The organism is Leptolyngbya sp. FACHB-1624 (assembly GCF_047649235.1).
Taxonomy (GTDB): domain Bacteria; phylum Cyanobacteriota; class Cyanobacteriia; order Leptolyngbyales; family Leptolyngbyaceae; genus Leptolyngbya; species Leptolyngbya boryana.
In genome coordinates, this window is the sequence record NZ_CP180258.1 from 168,287 (window position 1) to 184,845 (window position 16,559).

The window sequence follows — 16,559 nt, forward strand, 5'->3', positions numbered from 1 at the left end:
AGATTCAGTATTACTGCCTGTCGAGATTATATAGATGAATCAATTTGTAGAATTTTTGCTTTGACTTGCTCTGCGGTTGCAGGGGCAAGCAATACTCCATTTCGATAATGTCCAGATGCGAGTAAAACATTGGGCTGAACTTCTTCAATCACTGGAGCCGGACGACCCTGCGGACGCGGACGCAACCCAAACCACGATCGCACAACTTCCGCCCCTTTGAGATTTGGACAAAACGCGATCGCTTGCTTCATCACCGCATCAAACATTTCTCGATCGGGCGGCAACACTTCTCCTGATTCTGTTGGAAACTCAACGGTTGCACCGACCCAGTATTCAGCATTTCCAAGTGGGACAATATGCACATCATTCCCTGTGATTACAGGCAAATCTGAATTACTTAGCGGTTGAGGTAAGCGTAGATGAATCGCTTGTCCTAAGACAGGACGAATATCAACGGCTGAAATCTCACGCGATCCAATTCCTGCTGAAATTACAAGATAGTCCGAGTCGATCGAGCCTTCAGACGTTTGAGTCTGGTGCCCTTGCATCCCCAGTACTTTTGCTCCAAACTTGAAGGCTACACCGCGCATTTTTGCGCCTTCAATCAAAGCTTGAGTGAGTGCGATCGGATGAATTTGTCGATCGCTCGGTGAATAAACCGCAGCACTGGCTTGCTGTAAAAACGGAAACTCTGCATTCAACCGTTCTCGATCCCAAAGCTCTAACGGTAAATCCTGGTTGCGCCGCACTTCAATCAAACGATTCCAGACGGTCAAATCATCTTCTGGAAATTGCAGCATCAAAATTCCCTGACGATTAAACAGAATGGATCGTCCGGTTAATTCTGCTAATTGAGGAACTAAGTGGTTATAGTACTGAATTCCAAACAGTCGCATTCTCAAATTGCGACCTTTTTCTTTTTTACTAATTGCACCCATCAAAACGCCGAGCGCTGCCCCTGTCGAGCTTGGGCACTCGTTCACATCGACTTGAATTGGGGTCGGCTGCGCGTCTACAACCGTAATCTCGAGGTCTGGAACTTGGCTCAGTTCATAAGCGATCGTAGCGCCAACTACACCACAACCTGCGATCGTCACTTTCATAAATGATTAAGGCGGAGAAATCACACTTTTCATTCTCCGCCTTAAGCCTTAACCTTGCGGAATCAATTTATAGAATGATTCCACGTCTTTCACCGTTTCTCCATAGTAGCGAACAGCGACTTTGTAGTTATTTTCTGCAGATGCTTGGTCGATCTCAACCAAATCATTCGCGATCTGTTTTGCGAGATCCCGTGCAGCTTTTTGCTCTTTTGGCAACAAATCAGTCGAAATGCGACCCATCAGGATGCGCATTTCTCCCAAAGGCCCATGAATGAAATTGCGCGCGAAAATGAAATCTTCTTTCTGAATTAACTCTTGCAATTCGGGCAATCGCTCAGTTAACTGCTGCAAGTCCGCTGTATGACCCTGAATTTCAGCAATTCTGTCGGGAGTGTAGGTCGGCTTCACCGCTGCCGGTCCGCCACATCCCACCATCACAATTGCCAGGAGAGTACAACAAATGAGTCCCAAAATAGACCGATACTTTGACATAACCTTAATTTCTAAATCACTGGGTTACCGCGCTCTCAAAGGGTTTTGAGTCACAGCTTATGTAAAGGAGTGTATCTCAAAACGTGCCTACACCAAAGCCTCCTGTTTACAAATCGCCACCGTAATCGAAAGGCAAAGATAAACTAGGATTGTCACTGTTTTTTGCGCTTAAGTTATGGTTCTCTCCTTCAGACAGGTCGCGATCGCCGCTTCATTATTGACGGTCGGCGGCGGCGCGGGTTTGGTTGCCAATCATTATTTGGTCAATCGCGGTCAGGGACAGCCGTTTCAGGTGCAGCTTGCTCCACCGAGTTCGGTCTCCGTTGCGGCGAATGGCAGAAATAATGAGAATTTTATTTCGTCTGCTGTCGATCGTGCAGGTCCCGCAGTGGTGCGAATTAATGCCGTACGACGGGTGTCGAGCAATGTGCCAGAAGCTTTGCGTAATCCAGTGTTTAAGCGATTTTTTGGCGACCAACTCCCTGCGCCTGAAGATCGAGTGGAGCGGGGAACGGGTTCAGGCTTCTTATTGACCGCAGATGGTCGATTGTTAACGAATGCGCATGTGGTCGATGGAACGGATACGGTAGAAGTGACGCTGAAGGATGGGCGTACGTTTGAAGGGCGAGTCGTCGGCAGTGATCCTGTAACCGATGTCGCGGCGGTAAAGATTGACGCGAATCAGTTACCAACAGTGACGCTTGGCAATTCTAAATCCATTCTGCCGGGGCAATGGGCGATCGCGATTGGCAATCCCCTTGGCTTAGATAACACGGTGACGGCGGGAATTATTAGCGCGATCGGACGATCGAGCCGAGAAGTGGGAGTTTCCGACAAGCGAGTCAGTTTTATTCAAACCGATGCAGCGATCAATCCCGGCAATTCGGGTGGTCCGTTACTCAACGATCGCGGAGAAGTGATTGGGATCAATACGGCAATTCGAGCCGACGCTCAAGGGCTAGGATTTGCGATCCCGATTGAAACGGCTCAGCGCGTTGCAGAACAGCTTTTCACCAAAGGTAGCGTCGATCATCCCTATCTTGGAATTCAAATGATTGATCTCAGTGCTGCGATTCGGGATGAACTAAATAAAGAATTGGATGGCAAAACTCAGGTGACTGAGGAGCAGGGCGTATTTATTGCTCGAGTTGCAGAAAATTCTCCAGCCGCACAGGGGGGGCTGAAACCAGGCGACATCGTTCAAAAGATCAATGGTGCGCCTGTCAAAACATCTTCGGATGTACAAGCACAGGTGGAAAGTAGCCGCATCGGAACGCCGCTTGGAATTGAGGTGAAGCGCAGCGGCAAAACTGAAACGTTGCAAGTCCGCCCAGGTGCATTTCCGAAGCGATCGAACTAGAGAGAATTGAGGCGATCGATTTAAAGGTCGCCGATTTGATCTTCAAGTTCCATGCGCTGTTCCATTTGGCGCAAGAAGTAGCCTGTCAGCATGGCAGAGGCGAGCAGTCCCGCAAGGTTTTCGCGATCAGTGGTAATTTTGACGTTGAAGCCGTCACTGGGTAGGACACCGACTAAGCCTTGAACGTTGTGCGAAACGATTTGTTTGACTTGTGGGCTAACGGTACGCGCAACACGTTCTAAAACTTCCGGAGGTTGATGCTGGAGATAACGAAGGAGCGCATTCGCATCATTCGCTTCTGCATCGGTATGAAGGAAATTTGCACGGTCAGGATTAAATGCCATTGAGTTCCATTAAAACCTATCCAATTATTTTGGCATTTCTTTACAGATTCGCCCACACTGAAACGAGACAAAATCAAGTCTTTAAACTGTATGCCGTTCCGGATTGCCCCTCCTGAGATTGATCATCCTGAATATCTTCGCCATCGCAATTGGATGCAGCGATCGCTAGAACTTGCAGAACAGGCGGGAAATGCAGGAGAAGTGCCAGTAGGGGCAGTAATTGTGCGAGGCGATACTGTGATCGCAGAAGGCGAAAATCGGCGAGAACGCGATCGTGATCCGACGGCTCATGCCGAAGTTTTGGCGTTAAGGCAGGCAGGACAGGTGTTAAACAGTTGGCATTTAGAAGACTGTACACTGTATGTCACTCTGGAGCCTTGCCCAATGTGTGCGGGTGCGATCGTGCTCGCGCGCCTGGGATTGTTAGTTTACGGGGCGGATGATCCGAAAGCAGGAGCGGTCAGAACTGTATTGAATCTGCCGGATAGTCCAGCCTCAAACCATCGCTTAACCGTGTTAGGTGGGATTTTAGAAGTACCTTGTCGGGAGCAGTTGCAGGATTGGTTTCGTCAGAGGCGCAATCGTGCTAGAGAGATGGGGAGATAAGAAAATTCTCCCCTCTCATTTCCCAAAACTATGCTCCTAACCAACGTGCTGCATCTTTTGCGTGATAGGTGAGAATTAAATCTGCACCCGCGCGCTTAAAGCTGAGCAAGGTTTCCATCACCACCCGTTCCTCATCAATCCATCCATTCAGCGCTGCTGCTTTCACCATTGCATACTCGCCCGACACATTGTAGGCAGCGACCGGAAGATTGCAGGCTTGCTTCACTTGATGAATGATGTCCATGTAGGCTAGAGCAGGCTTCACCATGAGCATATCTGCTCCTTCGGCAATGTCCAGTTCGATCTCTTTAATTGCTTCGCGTGCATTGCCCGGATCCATCTGGTATGTGCGGCGATCGCCAAATTGCGGAGTTGATTCTGCGGCATCGCGGAATGGGCCATAGTAAGCCGAGGCATACTTCGCGGCATAAGACAGAATCGGAATATCCTGGAATCCTGCTTCATCCAATCCTTCCCGAATCGCAGCAACGAAGCCATCCATCATTCCAGAAGGCGCAATGATATCGGCTCCAGCTTTGGCTTGAGAAACTGCAACTTTCTTCAACAGGTCCAACGTTGGATCATTTAAGACGCGACCTGTTAAATCGCCGACTTCCAAAAATCCACAATGACCGTGCGAAGTATACTCACACAAGCAAGTATCTGCAATCACAATCAACTCTGGAACCGCTTCTTTCACCGCCGTTGCTGCTTTCTGAACAATGCCGCAGTCGTGCCATGCTCCAGTGGCATCTACATCTTTGTCGGCTGGAATCCCAAACAAGATAATCGACGGAATGCCCAAGTCGTAGACTTCTTTGGCTTCTTCAACGATTTTATCGATCGATAATTGATACACGCCAGGCATTGATCTGACTTCGGTCGCCACACTTTCACCTGGAACGGCAAACAAAGGATAGATCAAATCACTCGTTGTTAGGACATTTTCGCGCACCATGCGGCGCAGTTGAGGATGGGTGCGTAACCGACGAGGGCGATGAGTTGGAAACATAGGAATATCAACTTCGATAAAAAATCCGAATCAATTCGGGGAGACTTTACAAGTCTAAAACGTGGCTGGAACCGAACGACTGAAGGTAACGAACTGTAAAATGCCTTTGTTAGGTTAATTTGCGCGATCGGGCATGTTAGGGGAAATCTCACCTTGGAGAAGCCCTATGCTGAAAGCGATTGTCGGACACAGTAACGATCCAGATTCCTCCAGCGCCATTGCAGAAGTCATTGCTCAATGTCAAGCTGCACTGAATGGATTAACACCGAATGCAGGCATGTTATTTGCCGCGATCGACTTTGACCACGCTTTGATTTTGCAAGAGATTGATCAAGCCTTTCCAAACCTTGAACTGATTGGCTGCACAAGCGATGCAGAATTATCCGATACGCTGCAATTTCAATACGATTCGATCGTGCTGACGCTCTTTTGCTCAGATGAAATTGAAATCCGCGCCGGGGTCGCGCGGAATCTTGGTGAAGATGAGATCGCTGCCACTCGATCGGCAGTTGAACAGGCAACAGGTGCTCAACCACCTCGACTCTGCATCACCATCCCAGAAGGGATCAAAACCAATGGAACCCTGATTCTCAAGGGATTACAAGCTGCATTAGGAGAACAGTTTCCGATCTTTGGCGGCATGTCAACTGACAATTATCGGTTTGAAGCGACCTACCAGTTTTATAAGACTGAAGTATTGACCGACGCGGCTCCGATTCTGCTGTTTTCTGGTGCAGCGCTGAAATTTTCATATGGAATCGCCAATGGATGGGAGCCAATTAGTGTCTCTAGCCAAGTGACCAAAGCGCGAGGAAATTGCGTTGTAACGATTGGAGAGCAATCTGCTTTATCGTTTTTTCGTGAACAACTCGGTGGTGCAGATCCCGTTCCCCAGAATCCTTTAGCAGTTTTTGAAGCGGGAGAGCCTGAGTTTTACTTGCGGGGGTTTAGTGGATTTGATGAGACAACAGGAGAGGTGCACTGTCTGGCAGATGTGCCTGAAAACTCGATCGTCCAAGTGAGTACTGCAGGTCGTGAAGATATTCTTGCTGCGTGCAAAACTGCGATTCAGCAAGCGACCCAATCTTATCCCAGCCCCCATCCAACGATCGCTTTAATTTTTAGCTGTGACTGTCGCTTCAAACTGTTAGGCAGTCGAGTCACAGAAGAATACGATTTGATTCGAGATTGTCTACCTGCTGAAGTAGTTTGTAGCGGTTTTTATACTTATGGAGAACTTTCCCCACTTCATGAGTATGGGGCAACTCGGTTACATAATATGACGATCGTGACCTTGCTTTTGGGGACTTGATGGATGGATTGCGAAGCGTTAAAACAACGAGTGCAAGAACTGGAAAAAGCAAATCGGATTCTTGAGAAGAAATTAAAACGCTCGGAATCGAGTCAGGCTGAACTGGAAAGAACGAATGATCTGAAAGAGGCTCTCTTTAGAAAAGCAATTCGGGATTTACAAGTTTCACAGGAGACCGTTCAAAAAAGTCATGAAATCCTACAGCAGCAGGCTGCCGAACTCGAACAAGCATTGTCGAATCTCAAACTGACTCAAGCTCAGTTGATTCAGAGCGAAAAAATGTCGAGTTTGGGGCAACTGGTGGCTGGGGTAGCGCATGAAATTAATAACCCAATCAGTTTTATTTATGGGAATTTACGCCATGCTCAGGAGTACGCAGAAATATTAGTGCAGATGATTCGGGCATATCAGAATAGCTCGATCGAGGAAATTCAAACGCTCAGCGAAGAAGTCGATCTCTCGTTTGTGTTGCAAGACTTCTCCAATGTGCTGCGATCGATGTCATCAGGAGCGGAGCGCATTGAAGAGATTGTGAATCTATTACGGACATTTTCGCGGCTGGATGAAGCAGAACTGAAGTCAGTCAGTCTGCATGAAGGTCTGGAAAGTACGTTGATGATTTTGGGATCACGGCTGCGGGGCAGAGTGAATCGGCAAGAAATTCGGATTGTGCGCACCTATGGAGAATTGCCCAAGATCGAATGCTATGCCGGGCGAATAAATCAGGTGTTCATGTCATTGTTGAGCAATGCGATCGACGCGTTGGATGTGCGATCGCAAAAATCAGAACCCGACTGGCAACCCCAACTGACGATCCGGACAGAAATTGATTCGGACTGGGTACGAGTCGGAATTGCTGACAATGGAACAGGGATTCCAGAAGCGATCCAAACGCGAATCTTTGACCCATTCTTTACGACAAAGCCGATTGGTCAGGGAACAGGATTGGGCTTGTCGATCGCGTACCAAATCATCACAGAGCACCATCGCGGCAAATTGAATTGTCATTCTGTTGTTGATCAGGGCACAGAATTTTTAATTGAGCTTCCACTACTTTGAGAACAAGCGGAAATAAAGCGACTGAAAGAACTCCTTGATCGGAAAAAGAATGTAAGTGATCGGATTAATCGTCACAATGATGTCGCGAAAATCTCGTTTCGCGAGTGCCACGATCGCCCAAGCGACCCCAGAGGCAGACATCACCCCATAAGGATTTAACTGACTCTTAAAGGGTCCTAAAACCAACTTGCGGATAATACAAGGTGCATCTAATCGCCGCAGGGTAATCAAATCTCCTAAAGCTCGCTTCGATAGCTCATAAAGCGGACTCAGCGCCGGATTCACTTCAGCCTCAGAGGTATTAATCCAAAGTTCTTTGAGCGCTTTGTGCGAAGATTCGGTGACTGTTTCAAGGAATAGCTCTGCGAGTCTCCAAGTTGAGAATGTATTCACTTCATAGGAAGTCTGGATTGCGGCTGGTGTGCGATCGCCATAGACATTGACGCCATGATTCAGAATAAAGATGTCTACCTTTTGCAGCCGCGATCGCAATTCTTCTTCCGCTCCAATTTGCCAGTGCAGCACTTCTATGCCTTCAGCAAACGCGCGATCGCTCGTCGTTAGCGCAACAACTTTCGCCCCATGCTTCGATAGCTCTGCAATCAATGCTTGCCCTAATGCTCCGGATGCGCCAGTAATAGCCACTGTTTTGCCTTTCAGCGCCAAACTTGTCCCTAACAATTTGTCCACAATTGTAAAATGACCACAATAATAAGCATTCTGATCATCAAAATGATGTCGCCAATGGTAGGTTCGATTCACAATCCAAGGCTTGGGCAACTCAATTAAGTCACCGGGCTTATGAGTCACATCGGTTTGCAGCAGTAACCCTTGCGATCGGGCAACGGCTGGAATTAAGAAGACCAGCGAATACAAGCAACCGATCCATAAAACAGGCAATTGAGTACAGGCTGCCAGAATTGCAGCGGCACCTAGCATCGCGATCGCTTCTGGCACATCATTATTGAGTTGCGCCTTTTGGTACATCTCTAAGCTTGTAATCGTTAAATCAGGGCGATAAGCCTTGTGATGTAAATTGTGTCCTCGCTTTAATGGCTGCCAGTAGTGTCCAGCAATGTGGTAAGCGTCTCGCACCAGTTCCGTGAACACGATCGCAGACGCTCCCAAGAGGCATTGAATAGCAATCTGAGGCAAAAGGGACAAATCCATGAAGTCGGTATAACGTAATGCTTCTTAATAATTCTTTCCCTACTTTACCTTGAGTCTGGCGATCCAAATCTTAATTCCAATCCATTTCGCGACTGGATTGATCTGATCGCAGTGTTTCAAAGGGATGTTGTAAATCGTCTTGCGCTTCTTCGATCGAGATGCACACCTGTACCGGGCCATAGCGATCGCGAATCGCTCCATCGATCTGCTCGATAATCCATTCACTTGCCCCTAAAAAATCTGGATGGACGAACACTCGCATTTCGACTAAAACTTGTCGCCCGACAATTCCGCGCGATCGCACGTCATAACATTGGGTCACCCCTTGCACCTGTCTGACCATTTGCCCGATCGCTTCAGGTGCAATTGCAACTTGTCTGACCATTAACGGTAATTGCCAATTTAAAACCCGCCAGCAGCTCAATCCGGCGGTAATTACCATGACGATCGCCAACAAGGGATCAAGCCAAGCATATCCCTTCCAAATTCCCAGGAGTCCCAGGAGCAAAAACATCGTCAGCCAAGCGTCCTGCAAAATCTGACGCGCATTCACTTTCAAAATCGAGCTATCGAGCGTCCGTGCCACTTTTCGCTCAAAAAACGCTAAGCCCACACTGGCGAGAGACACGATCGCGAGCAGTCCAATCACAGATAGCCGCATCCGAATCGGTGGCAGGATAGCTAGCGTAGGCTGATTGGCTAATTGCTCGATGGCGGTTCCAGACAAACTGAGGCAGGCAAATCCTAATAATGCGACTAGCAGCAACGCCAACATTGCTTCCAACCGACTATGCCCCCAAATTTCTCGCCCTGGGATGCGATGGGGTGAAGAGATTGCAATTAAACCGAGCACTGTACTGAAGCCATCAATAACAGTATGAAGACATTCAGCCACGATCGCTAAAGATTTTGTTGCCCAAGCTGCACCCACTTTTACAACTAACATGAGTAGCGTCAGCCAAAGTGTCATCAATAGAATTTGGCGGCTTACTCCTTTTTGATTTCTGACTTCAGCCATAACGCGCTCTAAGGTAGGAGGATGATGGAAAAGGCTGACATCCCTCACCCTGAATTTAAGTTATGCAGCACTCTGATATTCGATTATTGGTCTTAGACATTGACGGGACAATCGCAGGCAAGTCTAATAATATCCGCGAACCTGTGCTTGCAGCGATTTCCGCCGCACAGAATTCTGGGGTGCAAATTGCGATCGCGACGGGTCGCATGTATCGCTCTGCACTGCGCTTTTATCAAACCGTGGGGTCTTCTCTGCCGTTAATTGCCTATCAAGGCGCATGGATTCAAGATCCTGCGACGAATCAGATTCTACGGCAATGGTCAGTTCCCAAAGCACAAGTCTTGGAACTGCTCGACTATTTTGAGCAATCGCATCTCCGAGAATTGTTATCAATTCATTTCTATATCAATGACGATCTCTATATTCGATCGATGACTCCGGAGACGGCAGCTTATGTTCAGCGATCGGGCATTGTCCCAATCGAAGTTGGGGATCTGCGGAATACATTAGATCTGGAACTGACAAAAGTTTTGGCGCTCAGCGACGACACTGAACTCATTGATACGATGCTGGGGTCGCTTCAGAAGCAGTACACTCCTGCTGAGCTTTACCTAACAAAATCTGTCGCAACGTTCTTTGAGGCAACGAATCCGGCTGCAAATAAAGGAACGGCTGTGAAGTATTTAGCTGAAGAAATTCTGGGTCTGAAGCCTGAGAACGTGATGACGATCGGTGATAACTTCAACGATCTCGAAATGATTCAATATGCTGGAATTGGGGTGGCAATGGGAGATGCTCCGGGCGGAGTCCAACAATATGCCGATTGGGTTGCGCCGAGCGTTGAAGCAGATGGAGCTGCGATCGCCATTCGGAAATTTTTGCTTTAAAACAGAAAGAACGCCGACGACTGGCCGTGTTTCGTCTCGGCGTTCTAACTGGTTCGCTCCTCACACTCCAATACTATAGGCGGGTTCAATAGCTTTGTCACGTGTTTGTCGATAAAAATTCGTTATGTCGATAACATGACGACGGTGTGACAGGATAAAACGATCCCGAATCGAAAATTAAAGTGTTTCCGGCGCTACAACACCAAGTCCCTGCTCTAAAAGCTGTTTTAACAGCCAATGAGTAATCATTACTAAAGCTAATCGACATTGTGCCACCTGAAGATGAATTGTGTCGTACTTTACAATTTGGCAATTCTGATAAAAAGTCTGAAAGGCTTCACTCAGAGAAATAGCAAGGGTTAGAGGATTTGTCTCCTCCCATTCATCTAGCGTCGCGATGATTTGAGACAGCAACTCTGATTCTTTTTGTAATAAAAATTTACTTTCATTCAGCCATTTAGCTGAATCATTTTCTACACTTTTATCTATGTGATTGGAACGAGATGCCATCTCGATCAGGGCGGTGCATCGCGCGTAACTGTACTGACAGAGGAAGATTTTAGAGTCACCGGAGGATTCGCGCTTCAGTCTGAGAAATGACCTGTCAGAAGCTCTGTTCGTCTCATCGGTGCAGTGAGAAAGGATTTCCTGAAGATATTTGGCGATCGCGCGATCGCCAAATTCAAACACCAATCTGCCCGGCTCTAGGTAAGTCACCGTGAGATCACGGAGAAGCTTATTTTCAGTTTCTCCATCCGAAAGATTAGATGGAGAGTGTCGCAGAAAGTGAATAATTTTGTCCGCAATTTCCGCAGGTGTTGAACTGGATCTCGCCCCCAATTGCAAGGCAATTGTCGAGGCATATGCCACTACCGAAGTCGCACTTTTAACTCGTTTTAAAGCAGGGCGAGGCGCTAGAAGCTTGATGATTTCTCGGTTTTTTTGCAAGTTTGAATCCTTGATCGACTGATTTGCTACTTGAACATCTTTCCGCAGGGAGATTGCTTCATAAATTTTCCGCAGTAACAATGAGCGGAGCGTAGGATAAGTGATCTTCGGTAGGTTACAATTCACAGTAATTACGGTTTGCGCTCTGAAATGGGATAGGTTTCGGTTTAAAAAGTTCAAAAACACCAGCATTTTATGGTCAATTCTGTAAAGATCACCGTGATCTCACTGGCGATATGTCATTTTCTAAGTATGATCTCGTAAGTCAGTGAAATTTAGGCAACCTTACAGCGGTTGATTATCCTACCTGGTTCGCCTGTGACTTGATTGCAATCTTGCTGACAACTCAGCGCTTGTCAAAGTCCCATTGTTCTCAAACAGCCTATAACTTATGTACTCAGTTAATTCTCCTCAAAATTCCGATGCGGCTCGTCCATTCCTAACTTGGCAACGAATTATCGATTGGGCACAAGAACATTACCGCGTCCGCAATTTTAGTAAAGATGAGCGGGTTCCAACTCGCCCCGGTTTGCTCTATCTGGTTCAGAAAGGTGCGGTTCGATTAGTCGGAACGGCGCAGGTGAATGCGACAGGCGGCAATGCATCCCGTTTGGCTCGCATCAGTCCTGAAGAAGCATTTTTGGGATTTGTTGGAACGGGTCAACCGTTTGAAATTGTGGCTCAATCACCGTTTACGCTCCAAGCCTACGCACATGTGGATCAGACTTCGGTCGTGTGGATGTACTGGCACGATCTGGATAATTGGCCGCATTTTCGTCGTGAGGTATTGGATGCGTTCCGGTATCAGCATCAGCGGAAGTTGCTGTGGTTGAGTACGTTAGGTCAGCGTCGAACGATCGATCGCTTACTGGGTTTCTTGACGCTCTTGATCGAAGAGTATGGGGAACCGACTGATGAAGGGTATTGCCTACCGTTCCCATTGACGCATGCGCAAATTGGAAGTGCGATCGGATCTACACGGGTGACCGTGACGCGGTTAATGGGTAAATTGCGTCAGAAAGGCATGATTAAGACTCAGGGTGACAATCTACTATGCTTGCCTACCGATTCAGTGATTACTCGGTCAGAAGGAAAGTTGAACGAAAATTAGATTGGGCTGGTAGCTGTAGAAGGTTGAAGTTAAAAAACGCGGGGTTCCTAAGTGGAATGCCCGCGTTTTTTCAGTCACATAAATGGAGAGAAGCATCTAGTCAACCGCATTAATTTTGCGGAGTGGGGAGATGGGGAGTGGGGGGTAGCAACCATGATTTCAGATCTTCACTTTTATCCCCTATCCCTCTATCTCCCCATCGAATTTAGGTGAACTACTTGGAGATGATTAGAGAGTTGAATCTAGCACATTAGCGAATCGAAGGAGCCGAGACTGCTGGCGTGATGGCAGCTTTGCTGTCGCTGAGCGCGATCGCATTCGTTCCCTTGCGATCTGCTAAGGTCGGCACTTCATCTCGCAGACGTGCCGTTAACTGCAAAGTTTTCGAGTCATAAATCTGTGTCAGCATTTTCGGATAGAAGCCGATGCCGATAATGGGAACCAGCAACGAGGCAATGATAAACACCTCACGCGGCTCTGCATCGATCAGATTTTCGTGTGACGTTAACTCTTTATTCTCAGGACCGTAGAAGATCTCACGCAGCATCGACAATAGATAAATCGGGGTGAGAATGACTCCGATCGCAGCCAGTGCCACGACAATTACCCGGAACGTCATGCTGTAAGCATCACTGGTCGCAAACCCAACAAACACCATCAATTCCGCTACAAATCCGCTCATTCCAGGCAATGCCAAGGATGCGAGCGAACATGCCGTAAACATCGAGAAGATCCTCGGCATCTGTTTACCAACGCCGCCCATCTCGTCCAGCATCAAGGTGTGAGTACGATCGTAAGTTGCTCCCACTAAGAAGAACAAACTCGCTCCGATCAAACCATGCGACACCATTTGTAGCACTGCACCGCTTAAGCCTAAATCAGTAAACGATGCGATCCCAATCAGCACAAAGCCCATATGGGAGATCGAAGAGTAAGCAATTTTCCGCTTGAGGTTGCGTTGTGCAAATGAAGTTAATGCCGCGTAAATGATATTCACGACACCTAGAATCACTAGTGCTGGAGCCACGATCGCATGAGCCGCAGGCAGCATTTCTGCATTCATCCGAATCAAGGCATATCCGCCCATCTTCAAGAGAATTCCAGCCAGCAACATATGCACGGGTGCAGTTGCTTCCCCGTGAGCATCCGGCAACCACGTATGCAACGGGATAATCGGCAACTTCACCGCATAAGCGATTAAGAAAGCCGCATAAATCCATAACTGAAAGTTGACCGGGAAGCCTCGATGCGCCAAGGTTTGCATATCGAACGAAGGCGTATCGCCATAAAACGCCATCGCTAATGCCGCAACCAAAATGAACAGCGAACCGCCTGCGGTGTACAAGATAAACTTTGTTGCTGCATACAACCGCTTTTTCCCGCCCCAAATTGCCAGCAAGAAATAGACCGGAACGAGTTCTAATTCCCACGCTAGGAAGAACAGCAGTAGATCTTGAACGGCAAATACAGCGATCTGTCCGCCGTACATTGCCAACATGAGGAAATAAAATAGGCGTGGCTTGAAGGTCACAGGCCATGCTGCCAAAATTGCCAATGTCGTAATAAATCCAGTCAGAATCACCAACGGCATCGACAGCCCGTCCACGCCAACTGACCAATTGAGATCAATTTGAGGAATCCAGGCATAGCGCTCGACGAGCTGCATCTCTGGGTTGGAGAAATCGTACTGGGTGTAGAACGTATAGACAATGAGCAGAAAATCAAGCAATCCGACAATTAGGGAATACCAGCGAACGGTTTTGCCATCTTTGTCGGGGAGGAAGGGAATGGCGAGTGACGCAACGATCGGGAAAAGAATGATCGTGGTCAGCCAAGGAAAATTTGCTGTCACCATGCGTACTGTTAAGATTTGTTTATGAGTAGCAAAAGAATTCGTATGGATTCGTGATATGACAATCCTAGTCGGTTCTTTTTGAAACCTCAGGATTGTTAAGACTATTTGCAGATGGAGCAGGGTGAGGCGAACCCCACCCTGTGCCAGCCAATCAAGTGATACCGGAGAAGACGACTAATCCTAGAACTGCGATGAAGATAATCAGCGCATAGAATTGAGCGCGCCCATTCTCGAAGTATTTCAGTCCTTCGCCGGTTAAGACGGTGGCGAGTCCAGCGAGGTTGACGACCCCATCTACGACTTTGGAATCCACTTCTAAGACTTGGCGAGCTAAGCGACGGCTTCCCATCACAAACACTTCGTTGTAAATCTCATCGAAGTACCATTTATTCTTGGACAAGCGATATAACGCAGGGAATTTGGCTGCGATCGCGCTGGGATCGATTTTGCCTCGCAGATACATCAGCGATGCCAACGTGATTCCAATCAAAGCGATCCCAACTGAATTTCCGCCCATGATCAGGAATTCCGTCAGGTTTTCCTCACCCGCTTCCGCCGCAACTTGTACAGCCTCGCTCGGTGCATGGATGAAATGTTCAAAGTAGTTTGCGAACGGCGTTCCGACTAAACCAATCAGCATGGATGGAATTGCCAGAATCATCAACGGCAGCGTCATCGTAATCGGAGATTCATGCGGTTCGCTGTCGTGGTGATGATCGTGATCATGATCATCTGCGGGTGCTTCGATCGTGAGTTCACGGGGATCCATTGCTCCAGGACCAAAGGCTAAACCTGCGAGTTGAAGCTGCTCGTTTTTGATGGTTTGTTTGACATCAGCGCTCTCGCCTCGAAATTCGCCTTCAAACGTTGTGAAGTACATTCGGAACATGTAGAACGCTGTGATGCCAGCCGTTGACCAGGCAATCGCCCACATCACCGGATTGACAGCAAAGGTCGAACCCAAAATTTCATCTTTCGACCAGAATCCAGCAAAAGGCGGAATTCCGCAAATTGCTAGCGTTCCAATCAAGAAGGTCGTGGCAGTAATCGGCATGTATTTCCGCAAACCGCCCATCATTCTCATATCTTGGGCGTATGCTGCATCGTGACCGACTACCGATTCCATGCCGTGGATCACGGAGCCGGAACCTAAGAACAGCATTGCTTTGAAATAAGCGTGAGTCATCAGGTGGAATAATCCAGCGCTGTAAGCTCCAACGCCCATTGCCATCACCATGTAGCCAAGCTGCGACATCGTTGAATAGGCTAAGCCTTTCTTGATGTCGTTTTGCGTAATCGCGATCGACGCTCCCAAAAATGCAGTAAAGCATCCTGTCCAAGCGATCGTATCCATGACCACCGGAATGCCCTCAAAGACGGGGAACATCCGCGCGATCAAAAACACACCCGCTGCAACCATCGTCGCTGCGTGAATCAAAGCCGAAATCGGAGTCGGACCTTCCATTGCGTCTGGCAACCAAACATGCAAAGGAAACTGCGCCGATTTTGCGACTGGTCCTAAGAACACCAAAATCGCGAACAATGCTGCGATAAAGCCACTGAGCGATCCCGTTGCCACCATTTCTTGCAAGCGGGTGCCGATTTCTCCGAAGTCAAAGCTTCGAGTTGCCCAGTATAAGCCCAAAATTCCAAGTAATAATCCAAAGTCACCGACTCGGTTGGTTACAAATGCCTTTTGACAAGCATCTGCCGCAGCTTTGCGGGAAAACCAGAACCCGATCAGCAAATACGAACACATCCCCACCAATTCCCAGAAGATGTAGACCTGTACCAGGTTTGGACTGATCACCAAGCCTAACATTGAGGAGCTGAAGAGGCTCAAATAAGCATAAAAGCGTACATAACCCGGATCGTGTGCCATGTAGCCATCGGTGTAGATCATCACCAAGAAAGCTACAGTCGTGACAACCACCAGCATCAGCGAGGAGAGTGGATCAATCACATATCCCATCGTTAGACGGAAATCTCCGGCTGCTGCCCACTCGATCGATTGAGTGTAGGGGGCATGTCCTTGAAATTGGCTCCAGAAGAGAGCAAACGCATAGGTCATCGCCGCGCCGATCAAGGACACGATGAAGATAGAGTTCGCTTTTCGGAGCTTGTTGACATCCTTATTGAAGGTAATCAGCCCGAAGCCCACTAACATCGCGCCTGCCAGGGGCAAGACGGGGATGAGCCAGGCGTATTGATAAATCGATTCCATCGCTCGCGCCCAAAGTTTAAGAGTTCGTTACATTACCAGAGTAGTCAATTTCGGTTGC

16 protein-coding genes are annotated in these 16,559 nt (G+C 48.0%); 7 read left to right on the plus strand and 9 right to left on the minus strand.

Translation table 11 applies throughout. The features are described 5' to 3' along the window. Window positions 1-26: 26 nt before the first annotated feature. Window positions 27-1,103, minus strand: coding sequence for an NAD(P)/FAD-dependent oxidoreductase (locus ACMUEV_RS00685; protein ID WP_190652559.1), 1,077 nt, complete (start codon window positions 1,101-1,103; stop codon window positions 27-29). Window positions 1,104-1,151: 48 nt separating this feature from the next. Beyond that, window positions 1,152-1,595: a photosystem II protein PsbQ gene (gene psbQ / locus ACMUEV_RS00690; RefSeq protein ID WP_017291231.1), complete on the minus strand. Its 444-nt coding sequence runs from the start codon at window positions 1,593-1,595 to the stop codon at window positions 1,152-1,154. Window positions 1,596-1,770: 175 nt separating this feature from the next. On the opposite strand from psbQ, the gene ACMUEV_RS00695 reads away from it, so the two are divergent. After that, complete coding sequence (locus ACMUEV_RS00695; protein WP_190652558.1) at window positions 1,771-2,955, plus strand: HhoA/HhoB/HtrA family serine endopeptidase; 1,185 nt, start codon at window positions 1,771-1,773, stop codon at window positions 2,953-2,955. Between the two features lie 20 nt (window positions 2,956-2,975). On the opposite strand, the gene ACMUEV_RS00700 is transcribed toward ACMUEV_RS00695, so the two are convergent. Beyond that, window positions 2,976-3,299, minus strand: a complete 324-nt coding sequence (locus tag ACMUEV_RS00700; RefSeq protein ID WP_017291229.1) for a DUF760 domain-containing protein — start codon at window positions 3,297-3,299, stop codon at window positions 2,976-2,978. Between the two features lie 90 nt (window positions 3,300-3,389). On the opposite strand from ACMUEV_RS00700, the gene tadA reads away from it, so the two are divergent. Then, complete coding sequence (gene tadA / locus ACMUEV_RS00705; RefSeq protein WP_190652557.1) at window positions 3,390-3,905, plus strand: tRNA adenosine(34) deaminase TadA; 516 nt, start codon at window positions 3,390-3,392, stop codon at window positions 3,903-3,905. Between the two features lie 28 nt (window positions 3,906-3,933). On the opposite strand, the gene hemB is transcribed toward tadA, so the two are convergent. Next, on the minus strand, window positions 3,934-4,917 hold the full coding sequence (hemB, locus tag ACMUEV_RS00710) for a porphobilinogen synthase (RefSeq protein ID WP_017291227.1): 984 nt from the start codon (window positions 4,915-4,917) through the stop codon (window positions 3,934-3,936). A gap of 166 nt (window positions 4,918-5,083) precedes the next feature. Here hemB and ACMUEV_RS00715 point away from each other — a divergent pair, with 166 nt between their 5' ends. Both ACMUEV_RS00715 and ACMUEV_RS00720 read left to right on the plus strand, forming a co-directional pair. Beyond that, window positions 5,084-6,229, plus strand: coding sequence for an FIST signal transduction protein (locus tag ACMUEV_RS00715; protein WP_190652556.1), 1,146 nt, complete (start codon window positions 5,084-5,086; stop codon window positions 6,227-6,229). A gap of 3 nt (window positions 6,230-6,232) precedes the next feature. Next, entirely contained in the window at window positions 6,233-7,288 is a 1,056-nt protein-coding gene (locus ACMUEV_RS00720) for a sensor histidine kinase (RefSeq protein WP_017291225.1), read from the plus strand. On the opposite strand, the gene ACMUEV_RS00725 is transcribed toward ACMUEV_RS00720, so the two are convergent. Together ACMUEV_RS00725 and ACMUEV_RS00730 are read right to left on the minus strand one after the other, a co-directional pair. Then, the gene (locus ACMUEV_RS00725) at window positions 7,280-8,458 is read right to left on the minus strand and encodes a bifunctional sterol desaturase/short chain dehydrogenase (RefSeq protein WP_190652555.1); all 1,179 of its coding nucleotides are present in this window, start codon (window positions 8,456-8,458) and stop codon (window positions 7,280-7,282) included. The genes ACMUEV_RS00720 and ACMUEV_RS00725 overlap by 9 nt on opposite strands. Window positions 8,459-8,528: 70 nt before the next feature. Next, window positions 8,529-9,476 (minus strand): cation diffusion facilitator family transporter, encoded by a 948-nt coding sequence (locus tag ACMUEV_RS00730; RefSeq protein ID WP_017291223.1) that lies wholly within the window; start codon window positions 9,474-9,476, stop codon window positions 8,529-8,531. Window positions 9,477-9,538: 62 nt separating this feature from the next. Between ACMUEV_RS00730 and ACMUEV_RS00735 the strand changes: the two genes are divergently transcribed. Further along, window positions 9,539-10,363: a Cof-type HAD-IIB family hydrolase gene (locus ACMUEV_RS00735; protein WP_190652554.1), complete on the plus strand. Its 825-nt coding sequence runs from the start codon at window positions 9,539-9,541 to the stop codon at window positions 10,361-10,363. 177 nt (window positions 10,364-10,540) lie between these two features. On the opposite strand, the gene ACMUEV_RS00740 is transcribed toward ACMUEV_RS00735, so the two are convergent. Then, window positions 10,541-11,008 carry a DALR anticodon-binding domain-containing protein gene (locus ACMUEV_RS00740; protein ID WP_415354797.1) on the minus strand — a complete coding sequence of 156 codons (468 nt, stop codon included), beginning with the start codon at window positions 11,006-11,008 and terminating at the stop codon, window positions 10,541-10,543. Between ACMUEV_RS00740 and ACMUEV_RS00745 the strand changes: the two genes are divergently transcribed. Both ACMUEV_RS00745 and ACMUEV_RS00750 read left to right on the plus strand, forming a co-directional pair. Continuing rightward, entirely contained in the window at window positions 10,960-11,085 is a 126-nt protein-coding gene (locus ACMUEV_RS00745; RefSeq protein ID WP_277880436.1) for a hypothetical protein, read from the plus strand. The genes ACMUEV_RS00740 and ACMUEV_RS00745 overlap by 49 nt on opposite strands. A gap of 617 nt (window positions 11,086-11,702) precedes the next feature. Then, the gene (locus ACMUEV_RS00750; RefSeq protein ID WP_017291220.1) at window positions 11,703-12,422 is read left to right on the plus strand and encodes a Crp/Fnr family transcriptional regulator; all 720 of its coding nucleotides are present in this window, start codon (window positions 11,703-11,705) and stop codon (window positions 12,420-12,422) included. Window positions 12,423-12,672: 250 nt separating this feature from the next. On the opposite strand, the gene ndhD1 is transcribed toward ACMUEV_RS00750, so the two are convergent. Both ndhD1 and ACMUEV_RS00760 read right to left on the minus strand, forming a co-directional pair. Then, window positions 12,673-14,277: a photosynthetic/respiratory NAD(P)H-quinone oxidoreductase subunit D1 gene (gene ndhD1 / locus ACMUEV_RS00755; protein ID WP_017291219.1), complete on the minus strand. Its 1,605-nt coding sequence runs from the start codon at window positions 14,275-14,277 to the stop codon at window positions 12,673-12,675. Window positions 14,278-14,428: 151 nt separating this feature from the next. Next, on the minus strand, window positions 14,429-16,501 hold the full coding sequence (locus ACMUEV_RS00760) for an NAD(P)H-quinone oxidoreductase subunit 5 (RefSeq protein WP_190652552.1): 2,073 nt from the start codon (window positions 16,499-16,501) through the stop codon (window positions 14,429-14,431). Between the last annotated feature and the right edge of the window lie 58 nt (window positions 16,502-16,559).

What these genes read in the sequence shown, in the direction of transcription:
- ACMUEV_RS00725 (WP_190652555.1), bottom strand. Translation starts at nt 8,458, where the DNA reads ATGGATTTGTCCCTTTTGCCTCAGATTGCTATTCAATGCCTCTTGGGA.
- ACMUEV_RS00715 (WP_190652556.1), top strand. Translation starts at nt 5,084, where the DNA reads ATGCTGAAAGCGATTGTCGGACACAGTAACGATCCAGATTCCTCCAGC.
- ndhD1 (WP_017291219.1), bottom strand. Translation starts at nt 14,277, where the DNA reads ATGGTGACAGCAAATTTTCCTTGGCTGACCACGATCATTCTTTTCCCG.
- psbQ (WP_017291231.1), bottom strand. Translation starts at nt 1,595, where the DNA reads ATGTCAAAGTATCGGTCTATTTTGGGACTCATTTGTTGTACTCTCCTG.
- ACMUEV_RS00700 (WP_017291229.1), bottom strand. Translation starts at nt 3,299, where the DNA reads ATGGCATTTAATCCTGACCGTGCAAATTTCCTTCATACCGATGCAGAA.
- ACMUEV_RS00685 (WP_190652559.1), bottom strand. Translation starts at nt 1,103, where the DNA reads ATGAAAGTGACGATCGCAGGTTGTGGTGTAGTTGGCGCTACGATCGCT.
- ACMUEV_RS00745 (WP_277880436.1), top strand. Translation starts at nt 10,960, where the DNA reads ATGACCTGTCAGAAGCTCTGTTCGTCTCATCGGTGCAGTGAGAAAGGA.
- ACMUEV_RS00720 (WP_017291225.1), top strand. Translation starts at nt 6,233, where the DNA reads ATGGATTGCGAAGCGTTAAAACAACGAGTGCAAGAACTGGAAAAAGCA.
- tadA (WP_190652557.1), top strand. Translation starts at nt 3,390, where the DNA reads ATGCCGTTCCGGATTGCCCCTCCTGAGATTGATCATCCTGAATATCTT.
- hemB (WP_017291227.1), bottom strand. Translation starts at nt 4,917, where the DNA reads ATGTTTCCAACTCATCGCCCTCGTCGGTTACGCACCCATCCTCAACTG.
- ACMUEV_RS00735 (WP_190652554.1), top strand. Translation starts at nt 9,539, where the DNA reads ATGCAGCACTCTGATATTCGATTATTGGTCTTAGACATTGACGGGACA.
- ACMUEV_RS00760 (WP_190652552.1), bottom strand. Translation starts at nt 16,501, where the DNA reads ATGGAATCGATTTATCAATACGCCTGGCTCATCCCCGTCTTGCCCCTG.
- ACMUEV_RS00730 (WP_017291223.1), bottom strand. Translation starts at nt 9,476, where the DNA reads ATGGCTGAAGTCAGAAATCAAAAAGGAGTAAGCCGCCAAATTCTATTG.
- ACMUEV_RS00695 (WP_190652558.1), top strand. Translation starts at nt 1,771, where the DNA reads ATGGTTCTCTCCTTCAGACAGGTCGCGATCGCCGCTTCATTATTGACG.
- ACMUEV_RS00750 (WP_017291220.1), top strand. Translation starts at nt 11,703, where the DNA reads ATGTACTCAGTTAATTCTCCTCAAAATTCCGATGCGGCTCGTCCATTC.